This is a genomic window from Ureibacillus thermosphaericus (assembly GCF_012396605.1).
Taxonomy (GTDB): Bacteria; Bacillota; Bacilli; order Bacillales_A; family Planococcaceae; genus Ureibacillus; species Ureibacillus thermosphaericus.
Genome location: NZ_JAAXPW010000025.1, coordinates 17,129 through 40,809, shown reverse-complemented (window position 1 = coordinate 40,809; position 23,681 = coordinate 17,129). Strand labels below are relative to the sequence as shown.

Genomic DNA, 23,681 nt, shown 5'->3' with positions numbered 1-23,681 from the left:
TTCGTTTGATGAAATCATACCATATTGCATGCAGTTACCTCAAAAAGATTAACCTGTAACGAAAAAAGTAGCATCAGAAAATTTCTGACACTACTTTTATCAAGTATTCATTATTCCTTTTTGCCTTCATTCAAACTATCCGTAGAATTTTCTTTAGGTAAATCATCTGTTGTCGGAGCTTTTTCTTCACCAGCTGCCTCTTGATGAATTTGAGCAGAGCCAGATTTTTCTACAGTAACTTCTTTAGGCTCTTCACTCTCTTTGTTCTCGTCGTCAGCTTGCTTCGGCTCTACTGTTGTGATTTTGATTGTCTCAGCTTCTTCTTCTTCTGTTTTTTCTGGAAGGCATCCGTAATCACGTAAGTGTTCGATTTGCTCAGCATTTAATGTTTCATGCTCCAATAAAGCTTGAGCGATTAAATCTAGCAAATCACGCTTCTCTGTCAATATGCGTTTCGCTCGTTCATATTGCTCATTCACAATTTTTTGCATTTCTTTATCGATTTCAAAAGCGATGGCTTCTGAGTAATTTTGGTCTGTATTAAAATCTCGACCTAAAAATACATTTCCACCTTGTGATGATCCAAATTGAAGTTGGCCAAGCTTTTCGCTCATACCAAACTCTGTAACCATTCGGCGAGCAATATTCGTTACTTTTTGGAAGTCGTTATGAGCACCAGTGGATACTTCTCCTAATACAATTTCCTCTGCCGCGCGACCACCAAGCAAACCAGTAATGCGATCAAGCAATTCTTCTTTCGTTTGGAAGAAACGTTCTTCTTTCGGAAGCATGATAGCATAACCGCCCGCTTGGCCTCGCGGAACAATGGTTACTTTATGAACTTTTTCAGCAGAATCAAGCGTTAAACCGATGACAACGTGACCTGCTTCGTGATATGCAACGAGTTTTTTCTCTTTTGGTGTATAAGTACGGCTCGTTTTCGCTGGACCGGCAATCACTCGGTCACTTGCTTCATCGATATCATCCATATAAATTTTTCGTTTCCCTTTACGTGTAGCAACTAAGGCTGCTTCATTTAATAAGTTTTCTAAATCTGCACCAGCAAAACCTGGAGTTCTTTGGGCAACAGCTTTTAAATCTACTTCTTCCGCCAATCGTTTATTGCGCGCATGAACTTTCAGAATCGCTTCTCGACCTTTTACATCTGGGTATCCAACAGTAATTTGTCGGTCAAAGCGACCAGGACGTAATAAAGCTTTATCTAAAATATCTGGTCGGTTTGTAGCAGCGATAATGATAATTCCTTCATTTACACCAAAACCGTCCATTTCAACTAGCAATTGATTCAATGTTTGTTCACGCTCATCGTGACCTCCGCCAAGACCCGCACCACGTTGTCGTCCAACCGCATCAATCTCATCAATAAAGATGATACATGGCGCGTTTTTCTTCGCATTTTCAAATAAGTCACGAACGCGGGACGCACCGACACCGACAAACATTTCTACGAAGTCGGAACCGGAAATAGAGAAGAAAGGAACACCAGCTTCTCCAGCAACAGCCCTAGCAAGCAATGTTTTACCAGTACCTGGAGGACCTACTAATAAAATACCTTTCGGAATACGTGCCCCCATTTCTGTAAACTTGCGATGGTCTTTTAAGAATTCCACTACTTCTACCAATTCGGCCTTCTCTTCATCTGCCCCTGCAACGTCATCAAAGCGAACTTTTTTCTTTTCAGAATCATAAAGTTTCGCTTTACTTTTACCGAAGTTCATCACTTTATTGCCTCCGCCTTGAGTTTGACTCAAGAGGAAGAAGAATAAAATGATAATGATAATGAATGGAATGATTCCCGTGAAGAATTGAACCCATGCGCTCGATTCAGGGGCTGGTATAAAACTTATTTTCGAATTTTTAATTGCATTGTCTATCTTCTCCATCAGCGCCGGGTTGTTTTGAGGAAGGTTTACAGTGAAAGTTTGTTCTTCATTTCCTGTTAACTCACCTTCACCAACTAGAACACCCGCATCTGGCTGAATATTTAACGATTTTATTTTCCCTGTCTCTAAAGCATTAATAAACTCATCATACGTTAATTCCTTTGAAGGCGTTGCACCTCCATTAAAGGTACCGAAAATACCTATCACCACAAGAAAAATTAACAAATAAAGTATGGTGTATCGAAATATTCGATTCATCCCCAGCCTCCTCACAACTTAACACAAAAACTATAAGTAAAATCTTAACATACCATTATTTCATCATACAATGAAAAGCACTGATAATGTAGCCTTTTTACATTTTTGTCGTTATTTATACAAAAATACTTACATTAAAAGGAATAAACTTCACTTTTTAATATACCAATATATGGTAGGTTTCGGTATTTTTCTGCATAGTCTAAACCATAACCTACGACAAATCCATCTGGAACTTCAAAACCAACAATATCAGCTTTTAAGTCCACTTTACGGCCAGACGGTTTATCTAATAATGTAACAATTTTAATGGAATTTGCTTTTCGATATTTAAATAAGTCTACTAAATAACTTAGTGTTAAGCCGCTATCTATGATATCTTCGATGATAATGACATCCCGACCTTCTACACTCGTATTTAAATCTTTTAAGATTTTTACCTCTCCTGAAGAAACGGTTGCATTTCCATAGCTTGAAACATCCATAAAGTCTATTTCAATATATGATTCAAAACGTTTTATTAAATCTGCCATAAAAGGTACTGCACCTTTTAATACCCCGATTGCTAATGGAAACTTATCTTTATATTCTTCCGTTAACTGGGCGCCAATTTCTGCGATTCTTTCTTGAATTTGTTCTTCAGTAATTAGTATTTTTTCGATATCCTTTTCGATCATAATGTAATGTTCCTCCTAAACAGCGTTGAAAAATTATTTGTTAAATAATTATTTAATTGATGGCAAAATTCTCTTTACATGAATTATAGCCATTTTTAAAAAATATTTTATAAAATTTACCTTATTTGTTGTAAGGAACTTTTTCAACTATCATTACCATATTATCATCAATTCTTTTTGTTCTTGAAAATTGATGATTAGCCCGAACACCTAATACCGATAAAATTTCTTCATTTGAATCTACAAGTATTGGCCAATCGTCTCTTTCAATTAAAGGGATTTTTTCATCAATAAAAAGGCGGGATAATCGTTTCGGCGCTTGCATTCCGTTTAACTGAATTCGATCACCTACTTTTCGCTTCCGAACCTTAAGAGGAAAAGCAATTGCGTTGGAATTGAAATAATATGCGGCTATATCATTTTGTTGGCAGCCCGTTTCATCAGAGAGTTTTCCTATGTATAAACGAAAACCATTTAATACGTTCCATTCCCCAATTTTGATTTGTTGAATATAGTCTTCTTCATTATTGGATGTTTGATATTTAAAGAATGCAATGTCGCCATAACTTCTATTTGCAATAATTTGGTTTGGTAAATGAATTGTTGCGTTCCCTTCTTGGGACTTACATAATTCCAAAATCTTACTATAAATAGCGTAACTTTGGTTGTCTGAAGGTTGATAAAGATAGTTTAATAGTATTAAAATGATTCTTCTTTGTAAAGCAAGTGGCTCTTTTTGAAATGGACGAATATGTAGTATAAAACGATCCTCCATTTTTTCTACAACTGAGGAAAAGCGTTTTTTTGCGAGTTCAAGTAAAAATTCGTCATCTTGTTGCAAATTTTCCGCTAATTGAACCGCATGAATTGCCACCTGTTTATTTTCGTTTTTTAACAATGGAATAATATGATGTCGGAATCGATTTCGAGTATAATCATCCTTCATATTGCTCGCGTCTTCTCGGAAGGAGCCGCCTTTTTCCTGTAAATAATTTGTTATTTCTTCTTTTGTAACCACTAAAAAAGGACGGATTATAGCGCCAACCGAAAACGCTCGTTTTGCGGAAATGCCTTTGAACCCATTGACGTTTCCGGATCTTGCAAGAGACATCAGCATAGTTTCCAACTGATCATCCGCATGATGAGCTGTCACTAGCTTATTGATGTTGTATTGTTTCATGATGTTTGCAAAAAATGCATACCGCTCTCTGCGACAAATCGCTTGAGAATTCCCTCCCTCTTTTTCCAACAAATCTGGAATGGGGATGCTTGTGCTAAAAATCGGAATCCCATGTTCTCTGCAAAACTGTTCCACAAATAGCCGATCTTCATACGAAACTTTCCCTCTCAACATATGGTCCACATGAGCAACATATAAATCAACTTTACATTGTTCTTGTAATTGAATAAAAAAATGAAGCAATGCCATAGAATCAACGCCACCAGAACAAGCGATGAGAAGACGGTCTCCCGCTTCAACTAATTGTTGTTCTGCTATAAAATTTTGCACTTTTTTCTCAAAAGTTACCATCTTCTCACCTCATTTCCTCTAATTAACTAACCGGTCTAAAAACAGCCCATTTTGGCACCACATGTGAAACATTAAAAATAATTACCGTGCAGTCATCTTCCACTTCATACTGGCTTTGATAACTGTCCATCACATCATATAGAAGCGCTTCAATCGGCATTCCAACCCTGATTTTTGACTTTAATAATTTAACAAAATTACGTTCCTGTTCGTCCCAATCATATTTACTAGAGAACAAACCATCGGAAACCATTACGACATAATCATCCGCTAGCAAATTGACTTTTTCCGTTTCAATGGAGAATACAGGCATGAACCCTACAGGTGCTGATGATCCTTCCACTTTCATTAGCTGCTCTCCGCGCAAAATATAAGTAGACATGCTACCTGCTTTCCAAGACCATAATTCACCCTTTTGTAAATCAACTAATGCAAAATCTATCGTCGCATACATATCAACTTCACGGTTTAGACTAAGGACATAATGCAATGTATGCATAGCAGTCTCTGGATTCATATTATAGCTTAAACATTCCCTCATTAACCTTACCAATCTTCTACTTTCCCGCTTTGCTTCTCGACTTTGACCCATGCCATCCGACAACATTATGGCTACTAATCCCGGATGAATGTGGAAAATGGCATGAGAATCCCCTGACACAACATTAGAGTTTTTCGCTCTACTATATATATCATACTGAATTTTATAGCGAACTGCAGAGCGAAATCTCACTTGAAAATGAGCAAATGGTGTCTTATGATTCGATATTCGATCCACTTGGAACGGTTCAGCAAAGACTTCATATAGAACTGGTAAAATGATTCGTTCACATAATAAATATAAATCGTCTCGAGTATGGTTGTTAATAAAGGAACAAACAATCACACGTTCCCCCAACGTATTATTTAAAACATCAATTTGAAAACAATCAATGTTTGCGCGTTTAAATTCATGGCTTAATTCTTCCTCAATCGTCTTAAATGAAAGCGTCTCGTTTTTCATATCTTCCATCAATTTATTCAAATGATTACTCAAGTCCCTCAATTGCAAAGCAATCATCTTTTTCCCATGATAGAATTGCCCATTCATTTTATCGTTATACAGCTGATAATCAAGTTCTTCCAACAATTTTGACGATTTTACGCATTTTGTTCGAATTTGTTCTTCCGCAAGCATTTGTTCTTTTTCACTTAATCCCGATTTCGCTAGGAACCATCTTCGAATATTTTCATCCATTCCAATATTTTTTTCTCCCCAGCATCTATCATATCGAAAACAACTCATACAAGTGGCACAAGGCTCAATCTTTCGAATTTCACTCACATTCTCAGTTGACGTAAAGCGCTCAAAAACTAATTCTTTCATAAACAAAACAAAACGTTGAAACGTCTCTAACTTTTCCGTTGTATGTTCCGTTAGCCATTCCTGCCTTTTAAGCAATACTTCATCTCGTTTTGGACGAAAGATATTTTCCAAAAAGTTTAGCAATTTTTGCGGCAATAATAAAAAGACTACACCCGCTATCAAGACCGATACAAAATAAACGCTATCGAGCGGCAACGTTGAATCATAAAAAAAGAAAAAGATGCTGGGTATTAAACTACCTATTACAGCGCCTACTCTTCCAATCCCTTTACACAACCCGCTCGATACGCCCGTTAAAGCATAAACAGCAATCATTCCCGTGAAAGAAAGCTCTGATATTCCTACTAATGCTCCAATAATAGTTGAAACGCTTGAGGCAACCGTTATTCCCCCAGTAATGGCAGCAATGCAAATCGATAAATGCAGAACAAATGTAAAAAGTGAAAAATACGATATCGTTAATGAATGCATCCCAGTTAAAACGACCGCTAAAATTACTAACCCCGCTCCTACCCGCTCATAACTCCAGGAAGCAGACCAAAAACGATAAGGTTCAACGAAAAACAGCTTCACAAAGATTGTCATGAAAAAAGCTAATATCATTTCATAATAAACATACAACTGTACTATGAAAGGAGGGATGCCCATATGCAAAATGCTTTGCCATAACAATTGTCCAAAAAAGATGGCAAGGGCCACAGCAATAGCCATAGGGGGCTTCCAATATCGGAACCGAATCAATAATTCGTAAAAACCAAGTTGCAGTAACAAAATCAAACCTTGCCCTAAACTCAAACTCAATGCACCAATTAACCCGCCGATGAACACTGCCCATTTCTCATTTTCATATCTATTTCGCACGATCGCCCATAATGGTAATAAAAAAGGAACAGCCGCTTCAAACATTACCGCTCTTGATAGAAAAAATGCTAACAACATGAAGAATAAATGAAGAATTAGGCTTACCTTTTTAATAGTAAAACGACTGAAATGCTCTTGCCATGACGACTTTTCATTCAGCATTTGGATATTTGACATATTCCATCCCCCTCATCTATATCATTTGTTTCGGTCTATTATATAAAAGAAGGGATGTAAAATTTGTCTAGTACTGTTCTAGTTTAAAAAAATTGTTCGACGAATTACTTAATAACATAACAAATTGTTAATTTAGGCTAGTTTTTGTCGTTTTTTTTCTTAACATTTGATAACTATAAGGAATTTATTTTGGAATTTTATGCTGATAAAATGAAGAAATTTGGGGTTAATTGGAATTCTAAAGGTTCTTGGAGGAAATAAACTCTTACTCAAATAAGATTGAAAACTACAATTAAGTATTTTTATAAACTAATCCAATTCCATATAATTTTCACAAACTAACTTTCTATAATAAATTTGTTTCGCAACTACAAGTAAAACACTACCAATTAAATAAAAAAAAGTCGACTATTGACGGAATATAGTCGACCCATTTTAACGAATAACCGATTTTGTTATCTGTATTTTGACATTTTCATTGTAAAAAAGATTATTTAAAAATTACTCAATTAAAACAGACAGCAAACTACCCTCTTCTTGCGCCACGTCCACCTCGTTTTGACTCAGTTGCACGTCTTAATGAAGCAAGACGCTCATCACTATCTCTTAAGAATTTCGCCATTTTCTGTTCAAAACTTTCTTTTGATTGGCGTTCGTTTCGTTCATTTGAACGGTTATCACGACGTGGTCTTTGAGGACGTTCAGGTCTTTCAGATTGAGCTTTAGCCTTTCTTATCGATAGGCCAATTTTTCCATCCTCTTCAACATTTAACACTTTCACTTCAACGATATCTCCAACTTTTAGATGATCGTTAATGTCTTTCACGTAGTTATCAGCTACTTCACTAATATGGACAAGGCCCGTCTTACCATCTGGCAGCTCAATAAATGCTCCAAAATTTGTAATTCCTGTGACCTTCCCCTGTAATTTGCTGCCTACTTCAATTGACATAAAAAAAATGCTCCTCCTTAAAATTTAAACGGCTAATAAAATATCGCCAGTAATCATAATTATATAAAATGAGCAAAAAATTTGCTAATGCTCTCTTTTATTATAGCCAACAAAAAAAGAGTGTCAACAAGACAACTCTTTTTCAGCCTGTATTTTTTATTCTCTTCATTTGTTCAACAGTAATTTCTTATTTTTAAATAACGATTTTAATACAGCCTAGAAAAATGTCATTTCTTATTCTTTTTATCTTCTTCATTTTCTTTTTCTTCTTTAGGGATGGTGAAAATGATTTCTCCTTCCTCCGATAAGAAGTATTCTTTACGGGCTAATTTTGCAATATATTCATCATCTTCAAGTTTTTTTATTTGCAACTGTAATAATTCTTGTTCTTTTTTTATTTCTTGAAGTTCTGATAATACCTTTTCTTTTTCAGCTTCTTTTTGCGCTAATCTTTCATTTTGGTTAAAGATCATACTGATTAAACTAATTATGACGACGGATGCGATGACAAAGAATAGAGACAGCCTTCTTCTTAATCGGATTTTTTGCTTCGTCAACTTTTCCATTTGACGATTTGCAGAACGGACATAGTCATTATCTATTTTACGAATATTCATATTCCCATGTCTGTTATTATAATGCTTGGCCACATCCGTCACCTCCTAAATAGTCATTGTATTGTCATTATACTTAGTATTTAACGTTTTTTAAAGATTGCTCTTTTTAAGTTTATAAATTTTCTGTGAAATGGTCTTTTCGCAACCACAAATAGTTTGCAAAAAGGGTTAAATAGTACAATTAAAATTCGAATTACTAGTCTAATAATCCCTTTTATTGTTTTCAGAGTAATTTTTACAATTGCTACTATTGGATTAATAAAAATAATAATAAATACCCTGCCGAGAAACCGGAAAAATGGCTGAAAAAATGATTCATAAAGAAAAATACCTAAAATTTGTGATAATGGGTCTACTAAACGCCACTCTCCACCCTTTATTAAAAAGATAATATAAAAGCTTGCAACACCTAGCAGTGCCCAGACGAAAACCTCAACGATTAATGAAAACTTTCGTAATAATGACTTTGGTGAAAAGGCGCTGATGTAAATTCTTGTTGCATCAATAACCGCGCCAATCATAACGCCACTTATCGTCATTATTACGATACTGAAAAATTGTTCGTTAACTGTCATCCAAATAATTTATGGAGGAAGCCTTTAGTTAACCCATTTTCATCATCATCATATTGAAGGGCTTTTACATTTCCTTCTAGTGTTAATAATCCTTTGTCCACATCTAAATGAACAATGCGCAATTCCTCTCCACGAATAAGCAAATGTCCTTGTGATGTTCTTACGTAAAATTCCTCCTGGTCGAATCTTTCAATTTCCTTTACTGATGTCATGTCCATTCTTTTTCTATTTCTCACTGTCACAAGATGATCTCCAGAAGTAATAGTGTAATTGCTTTCCTGATGTATTTGTGTCATTTATCGTTCCTCCTTTAATGGTTTGTTCTGTTCACTTTATGCGGGAAATAAAAAAAGCATGACAACAAAATAGATGTCATGCTATAAAAAAATATTTTTTCTTCTCTTTTTTTTATTCTTCATCATCGATAAATTCTGGTTCGATTTTTTCTAACTTTTCTTCCTTGATTATGGTAAACATTTTACTTGCATCTTCTTTTCGAACATTCTCTTTAATTTCTTCTATGCGAACAGTGACGATTTTTTGTCCAAAGCGAATCATTAGCTCGTCACCTGCACTTACGTTGGAAGAGGCTTTTGCAACTTTTCCGTTAATTGTAATTCGCCCTTGTTCGGCAACTTCTTTTGCCAAGGTGCGGCGTTTAATTAATCGAGATACTTTTAAAAATTTATCTAATCGCATAACTTACTCCTTTTCTAAATGTTTTGCTTCATTCCAAAATTCATCTAGTTGTTCTAACGTAAAATCTTGAAAAGTTTTTCCGCTCTTTCTCACTTGTTCTTCAACAAATCGAAATCTTCTAGCAAATTTTTCATTGGCGTGAACCATTGCTTCTTCAGGGGATATATTATAAAAACGAGCAATATTGACAAGGGTGAACAGAACATCTCCAAATTCGTCCATTATCGATTCATTGTTACCTTTCTCCAGTTCTTCACGGAATTCCTTCCATTCCTCATCGAATTTCGATAAAGCACCGCTTGCATCTGGCCAATCAAAGCCTACTGTAGCGGCTTTCTTCTGGTAATTATAAGAAGTTTGCAATGATGAATTTGGTCGATACTCCCCTTTTAATAAAGATTCTTTTTGTTCACCTTTCTCTTGCTTTTTAATTTCTTCCCAATTCAATACAACTTCATCTGCATCTTTCACTGAAAGATCGCCGAATACGTGCGGATGACGACGAATCATTTTTTCAGAAATGCTTTCCAACACTTCTTCTAAATTAAAATAGCCTTCATCTTCTCCAATTTGAGCATGCAAGAAAACTTGCAATAAAATATCCCCAAGTTCTTCTACCATGCCAAAATCATCTTTTTCATCAACCGCTGCTAGGAATTCATGAGTCTCCTCAATCAAATATTTTTTTAAACTTTCATGAGTTTGTTTTCGGTCCCATGGACAGCCATTCGGTCCGCGCAATGTAGCAATAATGTTTCTAAAAGTAGTCCAGTCTTTTAAAGCGTCTAGATGACTTTTTACTGGCGGAACATAAATAGTCGTTAAATTATTCAATTCCATCGCTTGATCCAATTCATAAAGCGGAATCGTTTTAATCAGTTCATTACTAGATCCTGCACCAGTAACAACGGTAATTGGATAATCATCCCGATATTTTTCCATTAGTGTTAATTTCACTTCGGATGCGCTAAATTGGTCATACACTTGAGCTATCAGTACATGGGAACGCATGTTAACGTCATGAATGGAGAAGTTTGTCCCATCTAGCAACTGAAACCCTTCAATAGGATCGATTTTTAGGGCAGCAAATATCGGATCTAAAAAACTTTGTCCTCCTTCAATTGCTAATTGAACTTTTCCTTCTCTTTCAGCTTCAATTAACAATTGTACTGTTTGCTCAGCCACTAAAGGATGGCCAGGTACTGCGTATACAATAGGTTCTGACTGCGCAGCTTCTAATAAATGTTCAACAATCTCTTGATAAACCGGTTGAAACGTATCATGTTTTTCATACACTTGATCAAAACTTTCAAATTGGATTCCTTCGTCTTGCAACACACGCAACACAGGGTGTTCCATTGTACGAACAAAAACTTTTTTTGCTTCTTTTAATTTTTTATAAATACCAATTGGTAATTGTTCATAATCCGATGCACCGAGCCCCATGATTGTTATATGCATTTTTCCACCTACTTTCTTTTATTTAACAAAAGCTGATAAACAGCCATTCTCCGGCCAAAAGGGATTAAAAACCACTCTTTTTCGGAAAGCATACGAGATTTTGCTACAAACGTCAAAAATACAAAAGCTCCTGTAGCAATTAAGATTGTTCCGAAACATACTGCTTCTACTCGACTGTTAGCAAATATACCACTCTTCATTTGGAGGAACCCATCTAATAAGAAAACAGCAAAAGTCATTACGGTGCTTGCGCCGATTAATTTTATGTAATAGTTAAGAGGAGCCAATTGAATGAACGTTAATTTTTTTAAATAAAGGATAAGTAAAGTTGCAGCGATAAATAGCACTGTGCTGCTCGTAACTGCAGAACCTAAAACGTTCATGAAAGGTACAAGAGCCATATTGCCGATTAATTTAAAACAAATAGCACCTGCTAAAATGAAAAATGGCACTTTTAATTTCCCCATGCCCTGTAAGATGGCTGTGAACGTCAAAATAATCGATAACGGTATAATTTGTAGTACATAAACGGTTAATACGTTTTGAAGCGAATTCGTTTCAAATAACATTTCGTTCACATAAGGCATCACAATTATTAATCCTAATGAAGAAGCTACTCCAAAAAGTAGGGCTGTTCGATATGTTAACTGAATAAAAGGTTTTGCTCCTCTTCCTGTATTTTTTTTGGACTGAACAGCTACTAGCGGAACAATAGCAATTGATAAAGAAGAGGCAATCAAGATGCCCAATTGCACAAGTGGTTGGCCACGATCATAAATCCCTTTCGTTTCTTTTGCAAGTTGCGAGTCAATTCCATTTTCGATCATTAACGAATAAACAGTAAACGAATCGATTAATTGAAAACTTAAGAGCAATAAACTGCTCATACTTATACTTAAACTTAATAAAGTCGCTTCTTTCACAATCGGCCATTTCTTTACTGCACTCTTCGTTTTTTGGAAAGGAAAGGAAGGAAATGTTTTCTTGGCATAATATAACAACAATAGAACCCCTGCTACTTCCCCTATGACGGTTCCTAACACTGCCATATTGCCCGCTAAGTAAAGAGACCCAGAAGTAAACATCACAAAAATGGCACCAGCTAAAATAGTCGTAACTCGAATGAGTTGCTCAAATACTTGGGCATTGGCTACTGGGGCCATCTCGCCTTGGGATTGAAAAGTTCCCTTCAGTATTGCAAGTAGCGGCATAAACAATGTAACAAAGGAACCTGTTCTTAGAAGTGGAGATAACTGTTCATCTCCCATCAATATTGCTAATAAATCGGCTCCTAAAAATAGGAACGAAAAAAAGAATAACGATAATGCTACTAAATATAAAAATACCGTTTGGGAAATAATGTACTTTTTCCATTCAGCATTAGGAGATAATTCCGCATCGGCCAACATTTTAGAAATCGCTACAGCGAATCCCCCTGAAGTCCATACAACGAAAAATGATATAAAAGGATATACTTGTTGATAAATATAAAAACCCGCATCTCCCACTAAATTTTGAAAGGGCACTCGATAAAAGGCGCTCAATATTTTTACGATAATCGCTGATATAGTTAGTAATAAAGCGCCTTTCATATATCCTTTCATTCCAAATGAATTTGACATACCTTATCCTCTTTCCTTATCTACATAATAGAAAGTATACCAAAGAGTCGTTTAAATAAAAAAATCTACTTTCTTCCCACTTGTACATAACTTCTACCAAAATATTATTTGGTAATCGAATCTCCTAACTGGGCCAATCAATGTATTTCTTAAAACCATATATTGAAGCAGTAAACATATGCTATTCACGGTACAATTCCCTATGTTGCATGTTGTGTTACTTTCCTAAACAATGAAAAAACGCCTCTTATAGAAAGAGACGTTTTCCTTCTGATTTAGTTTTCCATTTGCTTTGCTAAGAAGTGTGCCGCTGTTTCCGCTGCTTTTTGTTCCACTTCGCTTAGGAAATGAACTTTAGATAGCAAATATACCGCCCCAATTGTATCACCATTTGCAACGATTGGAGCTACACAATAAGATTTCACTTGCTCAAATTGTCCTGGTACTAATTCAATTGTTGTTTCATTCTTTTCCATCACAACAGAGCGCTGTTTCATAAAATCCTCTGCAAAAGTTGAAAGTCGACGATTTGTGTAATCCTTCTTAGATAATCCTGCAACAGCGATCATTTCATCTCGATCGCTTATTAATGCTGGAGTTCCAATTGTTTCATACAAGGATTCTACGTATTCTTTTGCAAACTCGCCTAAGTCATTTATCGGTGAATATTTTTTTAGAATAACTTCACCTTCTCTATCCGTATAAATTTCCAAAGGGTCTCCTTCACGAATGCGCATTGTTCTGCGAATTTCTTTTGGTATTACAACACGACCTAAATCATCGATACGACGTACTATTCCTGTTGCTTTCATCTATGCTGCCTCGCTTTCTGAATCGTATTATTTCACAGATAGTATGTTTACTCTTTAGGCAAAGTATGCAAAAAATACATTGAGAGGATTTTGTTTTTATTTCGTCGAAAATTTGTAAAATTAATATGTCCAAAAAATTTTAAAAATATAACAATAATTGAAAACATTAAACAACAATGAAGGAATAAAAAGACCCAAAATATAATATTTGGGTCATTTCTTACAGTCTTATTTTGCCTCTTGTTCCACTACATTATTCTTCCTTGCCTTATAAACAATTTCAACGACTTGTTCCAATACATCAAGCGGTTCATATTTTCCACATTTTTTTTCATCAATTGTTAGAGTCAATATCGGTCCATCCATACTAAATCCAACTGCTCGATCAAATTTCATTGTTTCCGTTACTACAACAGAGCCATCCACATTTTTTGTGCCTTCTTCTGAAAACACAATTGAAATGACTTTTTGTTTTTCTTTGATTGACACAATACCTGAATGTGTAGCCCACGCCTTAATTCGAGCTATGCGCAACAGCTTCTCTGTTTCAGGAGGCATATCCCCAAATCGGTCGTGTAATTCTTCCAGAATTTCATGGTAATCTTCCGGATTTTCCATCGCTTTAATCCGTTTATACATTTGAATTTTCTGATACCCATCAGGAATATACCGATCAGGTATATACGCGTCAACATGAAGAATCACTTCGACTTCTTCTTTCTCTTCACGCTTCACTCCTTTTTGTTCAGCAATCGCTTCTTCTAATAATTGAGTATATAAGTCAAATCCTACGGTATCGATAAAACCATGCTGCTGTGCACCTAGTAAATTCCCTGCACCACGAATGGAAAGGTCGCGCATTGCAATTTTAAAACCGGATCCTAATTCCGTAAATTCTTTAATGGCTTGAAGTCGTTGTTCTGCAACTTCGTTTAGCACTTTATCACGTTGATACATGAAATATGCATATGCTACTCGGTTTGATCTTCCTACACGGCCACGCAATTGATAAAGCTGAGAAAGCCCCATCTTATCAGCATCTTGGACAATGAGCGTATTTACGTTTGGCATATCAACGCCCGTTTCAATAATCGTAGTAGTCACAAGCACATCAAATTCGCCATTTAAGAAGCTAAGAATCACTGACTCCAGTTGGGCCTCAGTCATTTTTCCATGCGCATAACCAATTCGAGCTTCCGGCACGAGCATTTGAATTTCTTCTACTTTTTTCGTCATATCCTCTACACGATTATATAAATAGAAAGTCTGACCTCCTCGTGCCATCTCCCTTTCAATGGCTTCTCGCACTAACGCACCATTATATTCCATCACATACGTTTGAACTGGGAAACGATTTTGCGGAGGTGTTTCAATAACAGAGAGATCTCTTACACCAACCATTGACATATGGAGGGTTCTTGGAATCGGAGTCGCTGTTAATGTCAACACATCCACGTTCGTCTTTAACTGTTTAATTTTTTCCTTATGGGTAACGCCAAATCGTTGTTCCTCATCGACTATCAATAATCCTAAATCTTTAAACGTTACATCTTTAGAAAGAAGCCGATGAGTACCGATGACGATATCCACCGTTCCATCTTTTAGTCCTTTAATAGTTTCCAATTGTTCCTTTCGAGTGCGGAATCGGCTTAATAAGCCCACTTTAATTGCATAATCCTGAAATCTTGTGCTAAAGGTTTCATAATGTTGTTGTGCTAATATGGTCGTTGGCACAAGAAACGCCACTTGCTTACCGTCCATAATCGCTTTAAAAGCTGCACGAATTGCCACTTCCGTTTTACCGTATCCCACATCACCGCAAACGAGCCGGTCCATTGGTCGTTCCCGTTCCATATCCCGCTTTACTTCAAGAATTGTACGAAGCTGATCCTCAGTCTCTTCATAAGGGAAAGCACTTTCAAATTCACGTTGTTCATCTGTATCAGGCGAAAAAGCAAACCCCTTTTCTGATTCCCGTTTTGCGTATAGTTTAATTAATTCTTCTGCTATATCTTTAACAGCAGATGAAACTTTTGCTTTCGCTTTTTTCCATTCTGTACCGCCCAGTTTATGAAGTTTTGGTTCCTTCCCTTCTGAAGAAACATACTTTTGAATTAAATCAATTTGATCAACTGGTACATATAATTTATCATCACCGCGGTAACGAATATGAAGATAATCTTTATGTGTTCCGTTCACTTCAAGAGTTTGAATACCAATATATTTTCCGATTCCGTGATGAACATGAACAACATAGTCGCCCGGTTTTATCTCTGTATAGCTTTTAATCCGTTCAGCATTGGTCATCTTTTGAGAACGAGTTTTTTTCCGTTTAGCTTGCTGTTTAAATAATTCATCATCTGTCACTACTGCTAAACGTTGCAATGGCAATTCAAATCCTGAACTAAGCTGTCCATCAATTAAGAAAATTCCTTCTCCCTTTGGATGTCCAATGGTGACATCAATCTTGTAATCTTCTAAAATATTTTTGATTTTTTCTAATCGACGTTCTCCATCAGCGACAAATAGCACAGTAAATTTTTCTCGATTCCAGCGTTCAATTTCACTTTGTAAGAGCGGTATTTGTCCGTGAAATTGTTGCATTGGTTTGCAGGAAAAATTCGTCGTTTGGTCAAACCGAATACCGGTAAAGTTGCGAGTAAACAATGTAAGATATATTTTTTGCAGATCCAACATAGAGAAAATTTCTTTAAAGGAGTAAGAAGGTTGAACATCATGAACCATTTTTCCTTCTTCTATTAATGATATGAACCACTCTTCTTCTTCCCGCTCCCATGCTCCTGTCACTTCTTGAATTCGACCAAGCTCATCGAATAAGATAATGCCATCTTTTGAAAAATAATCTCCTAAAAATGCTGGTTGTTCATATAATAATGATCCATATTTCGTCACATGATTAGGTAAATTCCCTTGTTTCAACATTTCAATATCGTACTTGATATTTTCATATAATGCTTCTTGAACTTCCTGTTTTTTGACCTTTTTTATACTTCTTGAAAGAGCTTTTTCTAAACGCTCTGCCAATTGAATGCGCTGGTCTAACGTCAACAGCAACTCAATGGCCGGCAAAATACGACACGACTCTAGCTTTTTAACGGAACGTTGATCGTCTGCAGAAAATTCACGGATGGAATCTACTTCGGTATCAAAAAGTTCAATACGAAATGGTGACTCTGCATAGGGTGGATAGATATCTAGTATTCCTCCACGCAATGCAAACTCACCTGGTGTTGTTACCATTTGGCTTCGTGTATATCCCATTTCTACTAATTTCGAAAGCCATTGGTCTATATCTATTTCTTGACCGACATGTACTTCTAAAAGGTTATGTTTCCATTGTTCCACTGGCGTCATATATTTACGCATACCTGCAATAGGAATAACGTAAATCGCTACTTCTTCTCTTATTAAGTGATCCAATGTAGAAATCCGTCCTGCTCTTAATTCAGGAGATGCTATCGTCATGTCTGCTGCAATAAATTCATCTGCAGGATAATAATGAACATATCCTTCTCCTACAAGGGATGTTAAATCGTCTACTAACTTTTGCGCTTGCAATAAATTAGGAGATAAAATATAAACTGGTCGTTTTAATTCATTAAAAAGCGCATTAATAAAAACTGCACGTGCACTTCCAGTTAACCCTGTAATTAATTGAGATTTAAACGTTTGTTCTTTCAATTGGTTGATTAGCATGTTTATATGTTTATCTTGAGAGAATAATTGAGTTATAACTCCCATTGTAGAAACCTCCTTCCAACTAAGGCACTCGTTATGTAGCCATTCTATAAATCAACCGAAACATTACGTTTATTTCGTTTACTGCAAATTTACAATATATTGGAAAAAGCCTTGGACAATTTTCGTCCAAAGCGTTATTTTTATTGAATCCATTTTTTTAAAGCATAATAATCAGGAAATTGTCGTAACGATTCCTCACAATGTTCACAAATACAGTGTACTGTCGTTACTCCAAGTTCATCTTTTTCGATAAATTCTTCTATTTCGCCAACTTCGAATAAATGAAGCTTGCGTATTGTTTCTTCTTCATTAAAAGGTAATGTACCCAATTCGGTATCGCAATATCTACAACGGTAACGAACAGTCATACTGGATCCTCCTTAACGAGCTTCGGTATATATTCCAAGTATAGACTGTTCGATTATCAATTATGCACTGTAATTTATTTAAACAATTTTTGCTTAATTAAATTCATTCATTACATCAATGAATTTTTTAGACAATGATGCCTCACAGGCTTGGACCACTTTTTCAATTGCTTGTTCAATAACAGGCTCTTCTTCCTTAGAAAACTTTGAAAGGACATAATCAGGGACTTTCATGCCAGCCGGCGGTCTGCTAATACCGACACGAATGCGTTTAAATTCCTGCGTTCCAATATGCTGAATAAGCGATTTAATGCCGTTATGCCCTCCAGCACTTCCTTTTTGCCGAAGCCGAAGTTTACCTGTCTCCAAGTCTAAATCGTCGTAAATAACAATTATATCTTCAACATCTATATCAAAGTAATCCATAATTGGTCGAACACATTCACCAGATAAGTTCATGTACGTTAGCGGTTTCAACAACATTACTTTTCCTTCAGGTCGATGGACAACTGTATACATACCTTTAAACTTTGATTCACTTAATGTCACATTCCATTTTTCTGCTAACGCATCTATACACATAAATCCAATATTATGTCGAGTACGATCATAATTTTTGCCTGGATTACCTAAGCCTATTATTAGTTTCATGAAACCATTCCTTTTTATCCTAATTCGCTGCGCTTATTTTATCACATAATATAAAAAAAAGTGTTAAATAAAGACACTAAGTATGTAAACTTTCTATCATTCCTCTTACATTGTTTATGCTAATACCCATGCTATCATCAAATCTAAAGCCTATCTGATCACAATAAGAAAAGGGTTGTCCAAGTCAGATACTTAGACAACCCAATGGTTTATGCTTGAGATTCAGGAGCTTCTGTAGCCTTCATATCTTGATTATCATTATCTCCTTGTCCTGCATCGCGAGCAGTTGCTGGAGAAGTGACTGTAAATACTGTTACGTCATCACCTTCAATAATATTGAAATTGAGCCTTTCTCTAAAATCACTTACAAAAAGTGTATCTCCAATCCCTAATTCCGATACATCCACTTCGATTTTCTCTGGAAGTTCAGCGGGCTTCACTTTTATTTTTAATGTACTTAGAATTTGGGTTAGTACTCCGCCTTCTTTTACACCAATCGCTTCTCCAACTGCATGGATTGGTACATCAACTTCAACTTCCTCATCCATGTTTACTGACAAAAAATCAACATGGAGTACTTGTCCTTTTAACGGGCATCTTTGCACTTCATTAATGAGTGCTTTTAGTTTTTTCCCTTCTACCTCAATATCGAAAATACTTGTACTTCCTCTTTTTTGAACTTCTTTTGCTACCTCTTTATAATCGATTGCAATTGGCGTATTTTCAATATTATAGCCATAAATGACAGCAGGTAATTTTCCTCCTTTTCTAAGTTGGGTAAGCTCTGAACGTACACCAGTCTTACGTACTGACGCTTGTAATACTGTGCTCACGATTTCAACCCCTCCATTAGAAAATTATGGACTACCTAATTTCTATTATAGTCCATTTTCTGAAAGTTTCCATAAATCTCACATCGCAATAAAGTATGTGTTCTTTTTCATTCTGTCCAAATTGCTAAAATTTTAAAAAAAAATGTAGACAAAATCTTATCTGATTTTGTCTACATTTTATTTCAAGCATTAATCAAATAATGTACTTACAGATTTGTTTTCATAGATGCGGGAAATTGCTTCCGCCATTAATGGTGCAACAGATAATTGAGTAATTTTTGAAATCATTTTTTCCTCTGGTAATTTAATTGTATTTGTAACAACTAATTCTTTAATAACAGAGTTTTGAATTCGTTCGATTGCTGGACCTGATAACACAGGATGTGAACAGCAAGCATATACTTCTTTTGCTCCGTTTTCTAGCAATGCATTCGCACCAATTGTAATCGTTCCAGCAGTATCAATAATATCATCAATTAAAATACAAATTTTTCCTTCAACGTTACCAACGATGTTCATTACTTCTGCCACATTTGGTTTTGGTCTACGTTTATCAATAATGGCAATCGGCGCTTTTAAGCGTTCAGCCATTTTTCGAGCTCTTGTCACTCCACCGTGGTCTGGAGAAACGACTACAACTTCATCTTCAGCAAAGTTTTTAGATTTAAAGTAATCGGATAATAGCGGAACGGCCATTAAATGGTCAATTAAAATATCAAAGAACCCTTGGATTTGAGGAGCGTGTAGATCCAACACAATTACACGTGTTGCACCAGCAGTTTCCAATAAATTCGCTACTAGTTTTGCAGTGATTGGTTCACGAGCTTTTGCTTTACGATCTTGTCGAGCATAACCATAATAAGGAATCACTACATTGACTGTGCGTGCAGATGCTCGTTTTACTGCATCGATCATAATTAAAAGTTCCATTAAATGTTCATTTACTGGATGAGAAGTTGATTGAACGATAAACACGTCACAACCGCGAATACTTTCTTCAATATTAATTTGAACTTCTCCATCACTAAAGTGTTTTACAGAACATTTCCCTAACTCAACACCCATTAGCTCAGCAATTTCTTGTGCTAGCGGATAATTTGAATTAAGCGAAAATATTTTTAATTTAGAATCAGCGTATGAATACGGCATGATGGCCTCCTAATTTATTTTAATTTTTTTGCGTAATCTATTTTATTTTCTTGTCGAGCACGTGCAATTGCTAATGAATCTTTCGGAACTTCTTTTGTAATTGTAGATCCAGCAGCAATGAATGATCCTGTTCTCAATGTCACAGGCGCTACTAAATTAGCATTGCATCCTACGAAGACATTATCCTCGATAATTGTTTTATGTTTATTTTTTCCATCATAGTTAACGGTAATGGAACCGCAACCTATATTAACATTTTTCCCAACTTCAGCGTCACCTATATAACTTAGATGCGATACTTTAGATTCATCTCCAATTTTGCTTTTCTTCACTTCCACAAAGTTACCAATCTTCACATGATTGCCTAACTCTGCTTCAGGTCTTAAATGAGCAAATGGTCCAACAGAAGTATCTTCCCCTATTACACTTTGTTGCACTACTGAATGTTTAACAACAGTACGATTACCAATTGTGCTATCATTAATTTGGCTATTCGGTCCGATTACACAATCTTCTCCAATCACTGTTTTCCCTTCAATTACAACACCAGGATAGATGATTGTATCTCGACCAATTTCAGCATCAATACTAATATGTGTCATGGAAGGGTTAATAATTGTTACTCCATTCGCCATATGTTTTTTATTGATGCGTTCACGCATAATTTCTTCAGCTTGAGATAAGGCAATTCGATCATTTACGCCAAGCGTTTCATTGAAATCTTCACAAACGTAAGCGGTAACAATTTCGCCTTTCTGTTTTAAAATTTCAATGACATCTGGCAAATAATATTCTCCTTGTGCATTATTATTATTCACTAATTTTAATGCTTCAAATAACGCCTTGTTATCAAAACAGTAAGTTCCAGTGTTGATTTCTTTTTCCAAACGTTGTTCTGGTGTCGCATCTTTGTGTTCTACAATTTGAGCCACTTGACCTTGATCATCACGAATTACTCGACCATATCCTGTAGGATCATCTGCAATTGCAGTAAGAATTGTTGCTTTTGCATTTTGAGCAACGTGATGTTCAAATAACGCCTTCATTGTTTCCGGGCGAATCAAAGGTGTATCTCCACAAACAACTAAGGTTACGCCCTCTAAATCACCTAATATTGATTCAGCCTGCATTACGGCATGGGCTGTTCCAAGTTGCTCTGACTGAAGTACGTATTCAGATTTTTCGCCAAGTTGTTCTTTTACTTTATCTGCACCATGACCTACAATTGTTACAATACGATTAACATCTAAAGTTAATATATTGTCAACAACATGTTCGACCATTGGCTTACCACATACGGGATGTAATACTTTGTATAATTTGGACTTCATGCGAGTTCCTTGGCCTGCAGCCAGCACGATCGCAAAAATGTCATTCATCCTAAGTCCCCCAATTTTAGCTCATGTTCTCTTATGACTATATAGTAATTTTGTTCGATTTTCAAGGCATTGAAAGGTTGTCAAGACATCTTATCTCCCTCTCTATTATATTTTTTTTACATCTGTTTTCATATTATTTTTTTTTAGAAAGTTTATGAAAGTGTTCATTCATGCTAATCTTGTACACATTAATTCCTTTACAAGCACACAAAAAAACGTCCCAAAAGTAAATAACTTACTTTTGAGACGCTTTTTTTATGCGTTTGCTTTTTCTAATTGAGATTCTTCGTTTTGAATTTCTACTTTTTCTTCACCGGCAGCATGATAAGCAGCTAACACAACGTCTTGAATTTTATTGCGTGTGTTAGAATTAATTGGATGCGCTATATCACGGAATTCACCATCCGGTGTTCTTTTGCTTGGCATAGCCACAAAAAGACCGTTATTCCCATCAATCACTCGAATATCATGAACAACAAACTCATCATCTAGTGTGATGGAAGCAATTGCACGCATACGCCCATCTGTTTGTACACGTTTTAGTCTTACGTCAGTAACTTCCATTCTTTCACTCCTCTCTTTCCTCTAGGATGCCTTTAAGTTTTTACAATTCTACAAAACTTAAAAAATTCCTTCTAACTTTTTGAAAAATTTTCAAATAATTTTTAAGTGTTTTATATTTTTGTAAATAGACGTTTTTCATAATAAATAATTGAAAAAAATAAAGCGATGAATTCACCCTTGAATTCATCGCTTATTATTTATTCAAATACTGCAATTACTTCGATTTCTACTTTCACATCTTTTGGTAGTCTAGCAACTTCTACTGCTGAGCGAGCCGGTTTATGATCGCCAAAATTCGCTTCATAAACTTCATTCATCGCAGCAAAATCGTTCATATCGCTTAAGAATACAGTTGTTTTTACTACATTTTTTAATGATAATCCTGCAGCTTCAAGTACAGCCTTTAAATTTTTAAACACTTGGTTTGTTTGTGCAACAATATCTCCTTCAACTAATTCACCTTCAGGAGTTAATGGGATTTGACCAGAACTAAAGAAAAATCCATTTGCAATTATTCCTTGGGAGTAAGGTCCAATCGCTTGAGGAGCATTTGTAGTAGATACTGATTTCATTATAATCTCTCCTTTGAAAAATAATTTCCTTCGCTTAATTGAATCGTTCTCTCTTTTTCATTGACCGAATGAAGTTTTACTAAAGAATAATAATCATCTACTAAAGTTTCACCTGCATGTTCAGCTTCGACTAGAACAGCAATGCCTCCTAGAGTACAATCAAATTCCTCTAGCAAGTTTTTCATGCCATTCATCGTTCCGCCAACCTTCATAAAATCATCCGTAATCAAAACTCGTTGACCACTTTTCATACTACGCTTTGATAATACCATTGTTTGGATTCTTCTGGAAGAACCTGATACGTAGTTGATGCTTACTGTTGAACCTTCTGTTACTTTACTATCCCTGCGCACGACAACAACCGGCACATTTAAATGTCTAGCAATCGAATGAGCTATAGAAATTCCTTTCGTTGCAACTGTCATAATAGCATCGATTTGTTGGTCTTTAAAAATACTTGCAAACACTTTTCCTACACGATTCATTAATTCTGGATTTCCCAATAAATCGGTCATAAATAAATAACCACCAGGGAGTAAGCGATCTGATTTGCTTAATTCAGATATTAATATTTGTATGGTTTCTCGAACTTCATCATCCGATACAGTAGGAATATATTTAACTCCCCCACTCGCCCCAGGAACAGTGACTAATTCTCCAATACCTCTTTCTTCAAAAGTTCCTTTCACAATTGCTAAGTCTTCACTTATTGATGATTTAGCAGAATTATATAACTCAGCAAAATAGGTTAGTGGAATGAGTTGATGTGGATGCTCTAATAAATAATGTGTCATATCAACCAAGCGTTCACTACGCTTCCATTTCATGCAACCCTCTCCTAATACAAATTAAAATACGAATATTTTATAGAAAAATTATCATAAATGTACG

The 23,681-nt window shown here is 35.7% G+C and carries 21 protein-coding genes; all 21 read right to left on the bottom strand.

Translation table 11 applies throughout. The features are described 5' to 3' along the window. Nucleotides 1–110: 110 nt before the first annotated feature. The 21 genes from ftsH to purR all read right to left on the bottom strand — a co-directional run bounded on the left by ftsH (nucleotide 111) and on the right by purR (nucleotide 23,617). The gene (ftsH, locus tag HF990_RS10460) at nucleotides 111–2,162 is read right to left on the bottom strand and encodes an ATP-dependent zinc metalloprotease FtsH (RefSeq protein ID WP_016838832.1); all 2,052 of its coding nucleotides are present in this window, start codon (nucleotides 2,160–2,162) and stop codon (nucleotides 111–113) included. A 134-nt stretch (nucleotides 2,163–2,296) separates the two neighbouring features. After that, nucleotides 2,297–2,839, bottom strand: a complete 543-nt coding sequence (gene hpt, locus HF990_RS10455; RefSeq protein WP_016838833.1) for a hypoxanthine phosphoribosyltransferase — start codon at nucleotides 2,837–2,839, stop codon at nucleotides 2,297–2,299. A gap of 121 nt (nucleotides 2,840–2,960) precedes the next feature. Continuing rightward, entirely contained in the window at nucleotides 2,961–4,370 is a 1,410-nt protein-coding gene (gene tilS, locus HF990_RS10450) for a tRNA lysidine(34) synthetase TilS (protein ID WP_016838834.1), read from the bottom strand. A gap of 22 nt (nucleotides 4,371–4,392) precedes the next feature. Then, the gene (locus HF990_RS10445) at nucleotides 4,393–6,774 is read right to left on the bottom strand and encodes a SpoIIE family protein phosphatase (RefSeq protein ID WP_168412553.1); all 2,382 of its coding nucleotides are present in this window, start codon (nucleotides 6,772–6,774) and stop codon (nucleotides 4,393–4,395) included. 526 nt (nucleotides 6,775–7,300) lie between these two features. Further along, nucleotides 7,301–7,726, bottom strand: coding sequence for a S1 domain-containing RNA-binding protein (locus tag HF990_RS10440; protein WP_016838836.1), 426 nt, complete (start codon nucleotides 7,724–7,726; stop codon nucleotides 7,301–7,303). 227 nt (nucleotides 7,727–7,953) lie between these two features. After that, complete coding sequence (locus HF990_RS10435; protein ID WP_016838837.1) at nucleotides 7,954–8,376, bottom strand: FtsB family cell division protein; 423 nt, start codon at nucleotides 8,374–8,376, stop codon at nucleotides 7,954–7,956. Nucleotides 8,377–8,423: 47 nt separating this feature from the next. Next, nucleotides 8,424–8,918, bottom strand: a complete 495-nt coding sequence (yabQ, locus tag HF990_RS10430; protein ID WP_162129925.1) for a spore cortex biosynthesis protein YabQ — start codon at nucleotides 8,916–8,918, stop codon at nucleotides 8,424–8,426. Further along, complete coding sequence (yabP, locus tag HF990_RS10425; protein ID WP_016838839.1) at nucleotides 8,915–9,214, bottom strand: sporulation protein YabP; 300 nt, start codon at nucleotides 9,212–9,214, stop codon at nucleotides 8,915–8,917. Before yabP ends, yabQ begins: the two co-directional genes overlap by 4 nt. A gap of 112 nt (nucleotides 9,215–9,326) precedes the next feature. Continuing rightward, nucleotides 9,327–9,617 (bottom strand): RNA-binding S4 domain-containing protein, encoded by a 291-nt coding sequence (locus HF990_RS10420; RefSeq protein WP_016838840.1) that lies wholly within the window; start codon nucleotides 9,615–9,617, stop codon nucleotides 9,327–9,329. A gap of 3 nt (nucleotides 9,618–9,620) precedes the next feature. Next, a complete protein-coding gene (gene yabN / locus HF990_RS10415) occupies nucleotides 9,621–11,078 on the bottom strand; it encodes a bifunctional methyltransferase/pyrophosphohydrolase YabN (RefSeq protein ID WP_168412552.1) in 1,458 nt (485 codons plus the stop codon). 8 nt (nucleotides 11,079–11,086) lie between these two features. Then, the gene (locus tag HF990_RS10410) at nucleotides 11,087–12,700 is read right to left on the bottom strand and encodes a putative polysaccharide biosynthesis protein (RefSeq protein ID WP_168412551.1); all 1,614 of its coding nucleotides are present in this window, start codon (nucleotides 12,698–12,700) and stop codon (nucleotides 11,087–11,089) included. 275 nt (nucleotides 12,701–12,975) lie between these two features. Continuing rightward, nucleotides 12,976–13,512: a stage V sporulation protein T gene (spoVT, locus tag HF990_RS10405; RefSeq protein WP_016838843.1), complete on the bottom strand. Its 537-nt coding sequence runs from the start codon at nucleotides 13,510–13,512 to the stop codon at nucleotides 12,976–12,978. Between the two features lie 228 nt (nucleotides 13,513–13,740). Then, nucleotides 13,741–17,274 (bottom strand): transcription-repair coupling factor, encoded by a 3,534-nt coding sequence (gene mfd / locus HF990_RS10400; RefSeq protein ID WP_168412550.1) that lies wholly within the window; start codon nucleotides 17,272–17,274, stop codon nucleotides 13,741–13,743. Nucleotides 17,275–17,414: 140 nt separating this feature from the next. Beyond that, entirely contained in the window at nucleotides 17,415–17,642 is a 228-nt protein-coding gene (locus HF990_RS10395) for an anti-sigma-F factor Fin (protein ID WP_016838845.1), read from the bottom strand. Between the two features lie 93 nt (nucleotides 17,643–17,735). Next, nucleotides 17,736–18,293 (bottom strand): aminoacyl-tRNA hydrolase, encoded by a 558-nt coding sequence (gene pth / locus HF990_RS10390; RefSeq protein ID WP_016838846.1) that lies wholly within the window; start codon nucleotides 18,291–18,293, stop codon nucleotides 17,736–17,738. Nucleotides 18,294–18,502: 209 nt separating this feature from the next. Then, complete coding sequence (locus HF990_RS10385; protein WP_168412549.1) at nucleotides 18,503–19,126, bottom strand: 50S ribosomal protein L25/general stress protein Ctc; 624 nt, start codon at nucleotides 19,124–19,126, stop codon at nucleotides 18,503–18,505. Between the two features lie 189 nt (nucleotides 19,127–19,315). Next, a complete protein-coding gene (locus HF990_RS10380) occupies nucleotides 19,316–20,275 on the bottom strand; it encodes a ribose-phosphate diphosphokinase (protein ID WP_016838848.1) in 960 nt (319 codons plus the stop codon). Between the two features lie 14 nt (nucleotides 20,276–20,289). Then, nucleotides 20,290–21,654: a bifunctional UDP-N-acetylglucosamine diphosphorylase/glucosamine-1-phosphate N-acetyltransferase GlmU gene (gene glmU, locus HF990_RS10375; protein WP_096549927.1), complete on the bottom strand. Its 1,365-nt coding sequence runs from the start codon at nucleotides 21,652–21,654 to the stop codon at nucleotides 20,290–20,292. A 255-nt stretch (nucleotides 21,655–21,909) separates the two neighbouring features. Further along, nucleotides 21,910–22,218, bottom strand: a complete 309-nt coding sequence (gene spoVG / locus HF990_RS10370; RefSeq protein WP_016838850.1) for a septation regulator SpoVG — start codon at nucleotides 22,216–22,218, stop codon at nucleotides 21,910–21,912. A 197-nt stretch (nucleotides 22,219–22,415) separates the two neighbouring features. Beyond that, nucleotides 22,416–22,790, bottom strand: a complete 375-nt coding sequence (locus HF990_RS10365) for a RidA family protein (RefSeq protein WP_016838851.1) — start codon at nucleotides 22,788–22,790, stop codon at nucleotides 22,416–22,418. Next, complete coding sequence (gene purR / locus HF990_RS10360; protein WP_016838852.1) at nucleotides 22,790–23,617, bottom strand: pur operon repressor; 828 nt, start codon at nucleotides 23,615–23,617, stop codon at nucleotides 22,790–22,792. The genes HF990_RS10365 and purR overlap by 1 nt, the downstream gene beginning before the upstream one ends. Between the last annotated feature and the right edge of the window lie 64 nt (nucleotides 23,618–23,681).

Bases quoted from the DNA above. Each gene is read 5' to 3' on its own strand.
- ftsH (WP_016838832.1), bottom strand. From the start codon at position 2,162: ATGAATCGAATATTTCGATACACCATACTTTATTTGTTAATTTTTCTT.
- hpt (WP_016838833.1), bottom strand. From the start codon at position 2,839: ATGATCGAAAAGGATATCGAAAAAATACTAATTACTGAAGAACAAATT.
- tilS (WP_016838834.1), bottom strand. From the start codon at position 4,370: ATGGTAACTTTTGAGAAAAAAGTGCAAAATTTTATAGCAGAACAACAA.
- HF990_RS10445 (WP_168412553.1), bottom strand. From the start codon at position 6,774: ATGTCAAATATCCAAATGCTGAATGAAAAGTCGTCATGGCAAGAGCAT.
- HF990_RS10440 (WP_016838836.1), bottom strand. From the start codon at position 7,726: ATGTCAATTGAAGTAGGCAGCAAATTACAGGGGAAGGTCACAGGAATT.
- yabQ (WP_162129925.1), bottom strand. From the start codon at position 8,918: ATGACAGTTAACGAACAATTTTTCAGTATCGTAATAATGACGATAAGT.
- yabP (WP_016838839.1), bottom strand. From the start codon at position 9,214: ATGACACAAATACATCAGGAAAGCAATTACACTATTACTTCTGGAGAT.
- HF990_RS10420 (WP_016838840.1), bottom strand. From the start codon at position 9,617: ATGCGATTAGATAAATTTTTAAAAGTATCTCGATTAATTAAACGCCGC.
- yabN (WP_168412552.1), bottom strand. From the start codon at position 11,078: ATGCATATAACAATCATGGGGCTCGGTGCATCGGATTATGAACAATTA.
- HF990_RS10410 (WP_168412551.1), bottom strand. From the start codon at position 12,700: ATGTCAAATTCATTTGGAATGAAAGGATATATGAAAGGCGCTTTATTA.
- spoVT (WP_016838843.1), bottom strand. From the start codon at position 13,512: ATGAAAGCAACAGGAATAGTACGTCGTATCGATGATTTAGGTCGTGTT.
- mfd (WP_168412550.1), bottom strand. From the start codon at position 17,274: ATGGGAGTTATAACTCAATTATTCTCTCAAGATAAACATATAAACATG.
- HF990_RS10395 (WP_016838845.1), bottom strand. From the start codon at position 17,642: ATGACTGTTCGTTACCGTTGTAGATATTGCGATACCGAATTGGGTACA.
- pth (WP_016838846.1), bottom strand. From the start codon at position 18,293: ATGAAACTAATAATAGGCTTAGGTAATCCAGGCAAAAATTATGATCGT.
- HF990_RS10380 (WP_016838848.1), bottom strand. From the start codon at position 20,275: ATGCCGTATTCATACGCTGATTCTAAATTAAAAATATTTTCGCTTAAT.
- glmU (WP_096549927.1), bottom strand. From the start codon at position 21,654: ATGAATGACATTTTTGCGATCGTGCTGGCTGCAGGCCAAGGAACTCGC.
- spoVG (WP_016838850.1), bottom strand. From the start codon at position 22,218: ATGGAAGTTACTGACGTAAGACTAAAACGTGTACAAACAGATGGGCGT.
- HF990_RS10365 (WP_016838851.1), bottom strand. From the start codon at position 22,790: ATGAAATCAGTATCTACTACAAATGCTCCTCAAGCGATTGGACCTTAC.
- purR (WP_016838852.1), bottom strand. From the start codon at position 23,617: ATGAAATGGAAGCGTAGTGAACGCTTGGTTGATATGACACATTATTTA.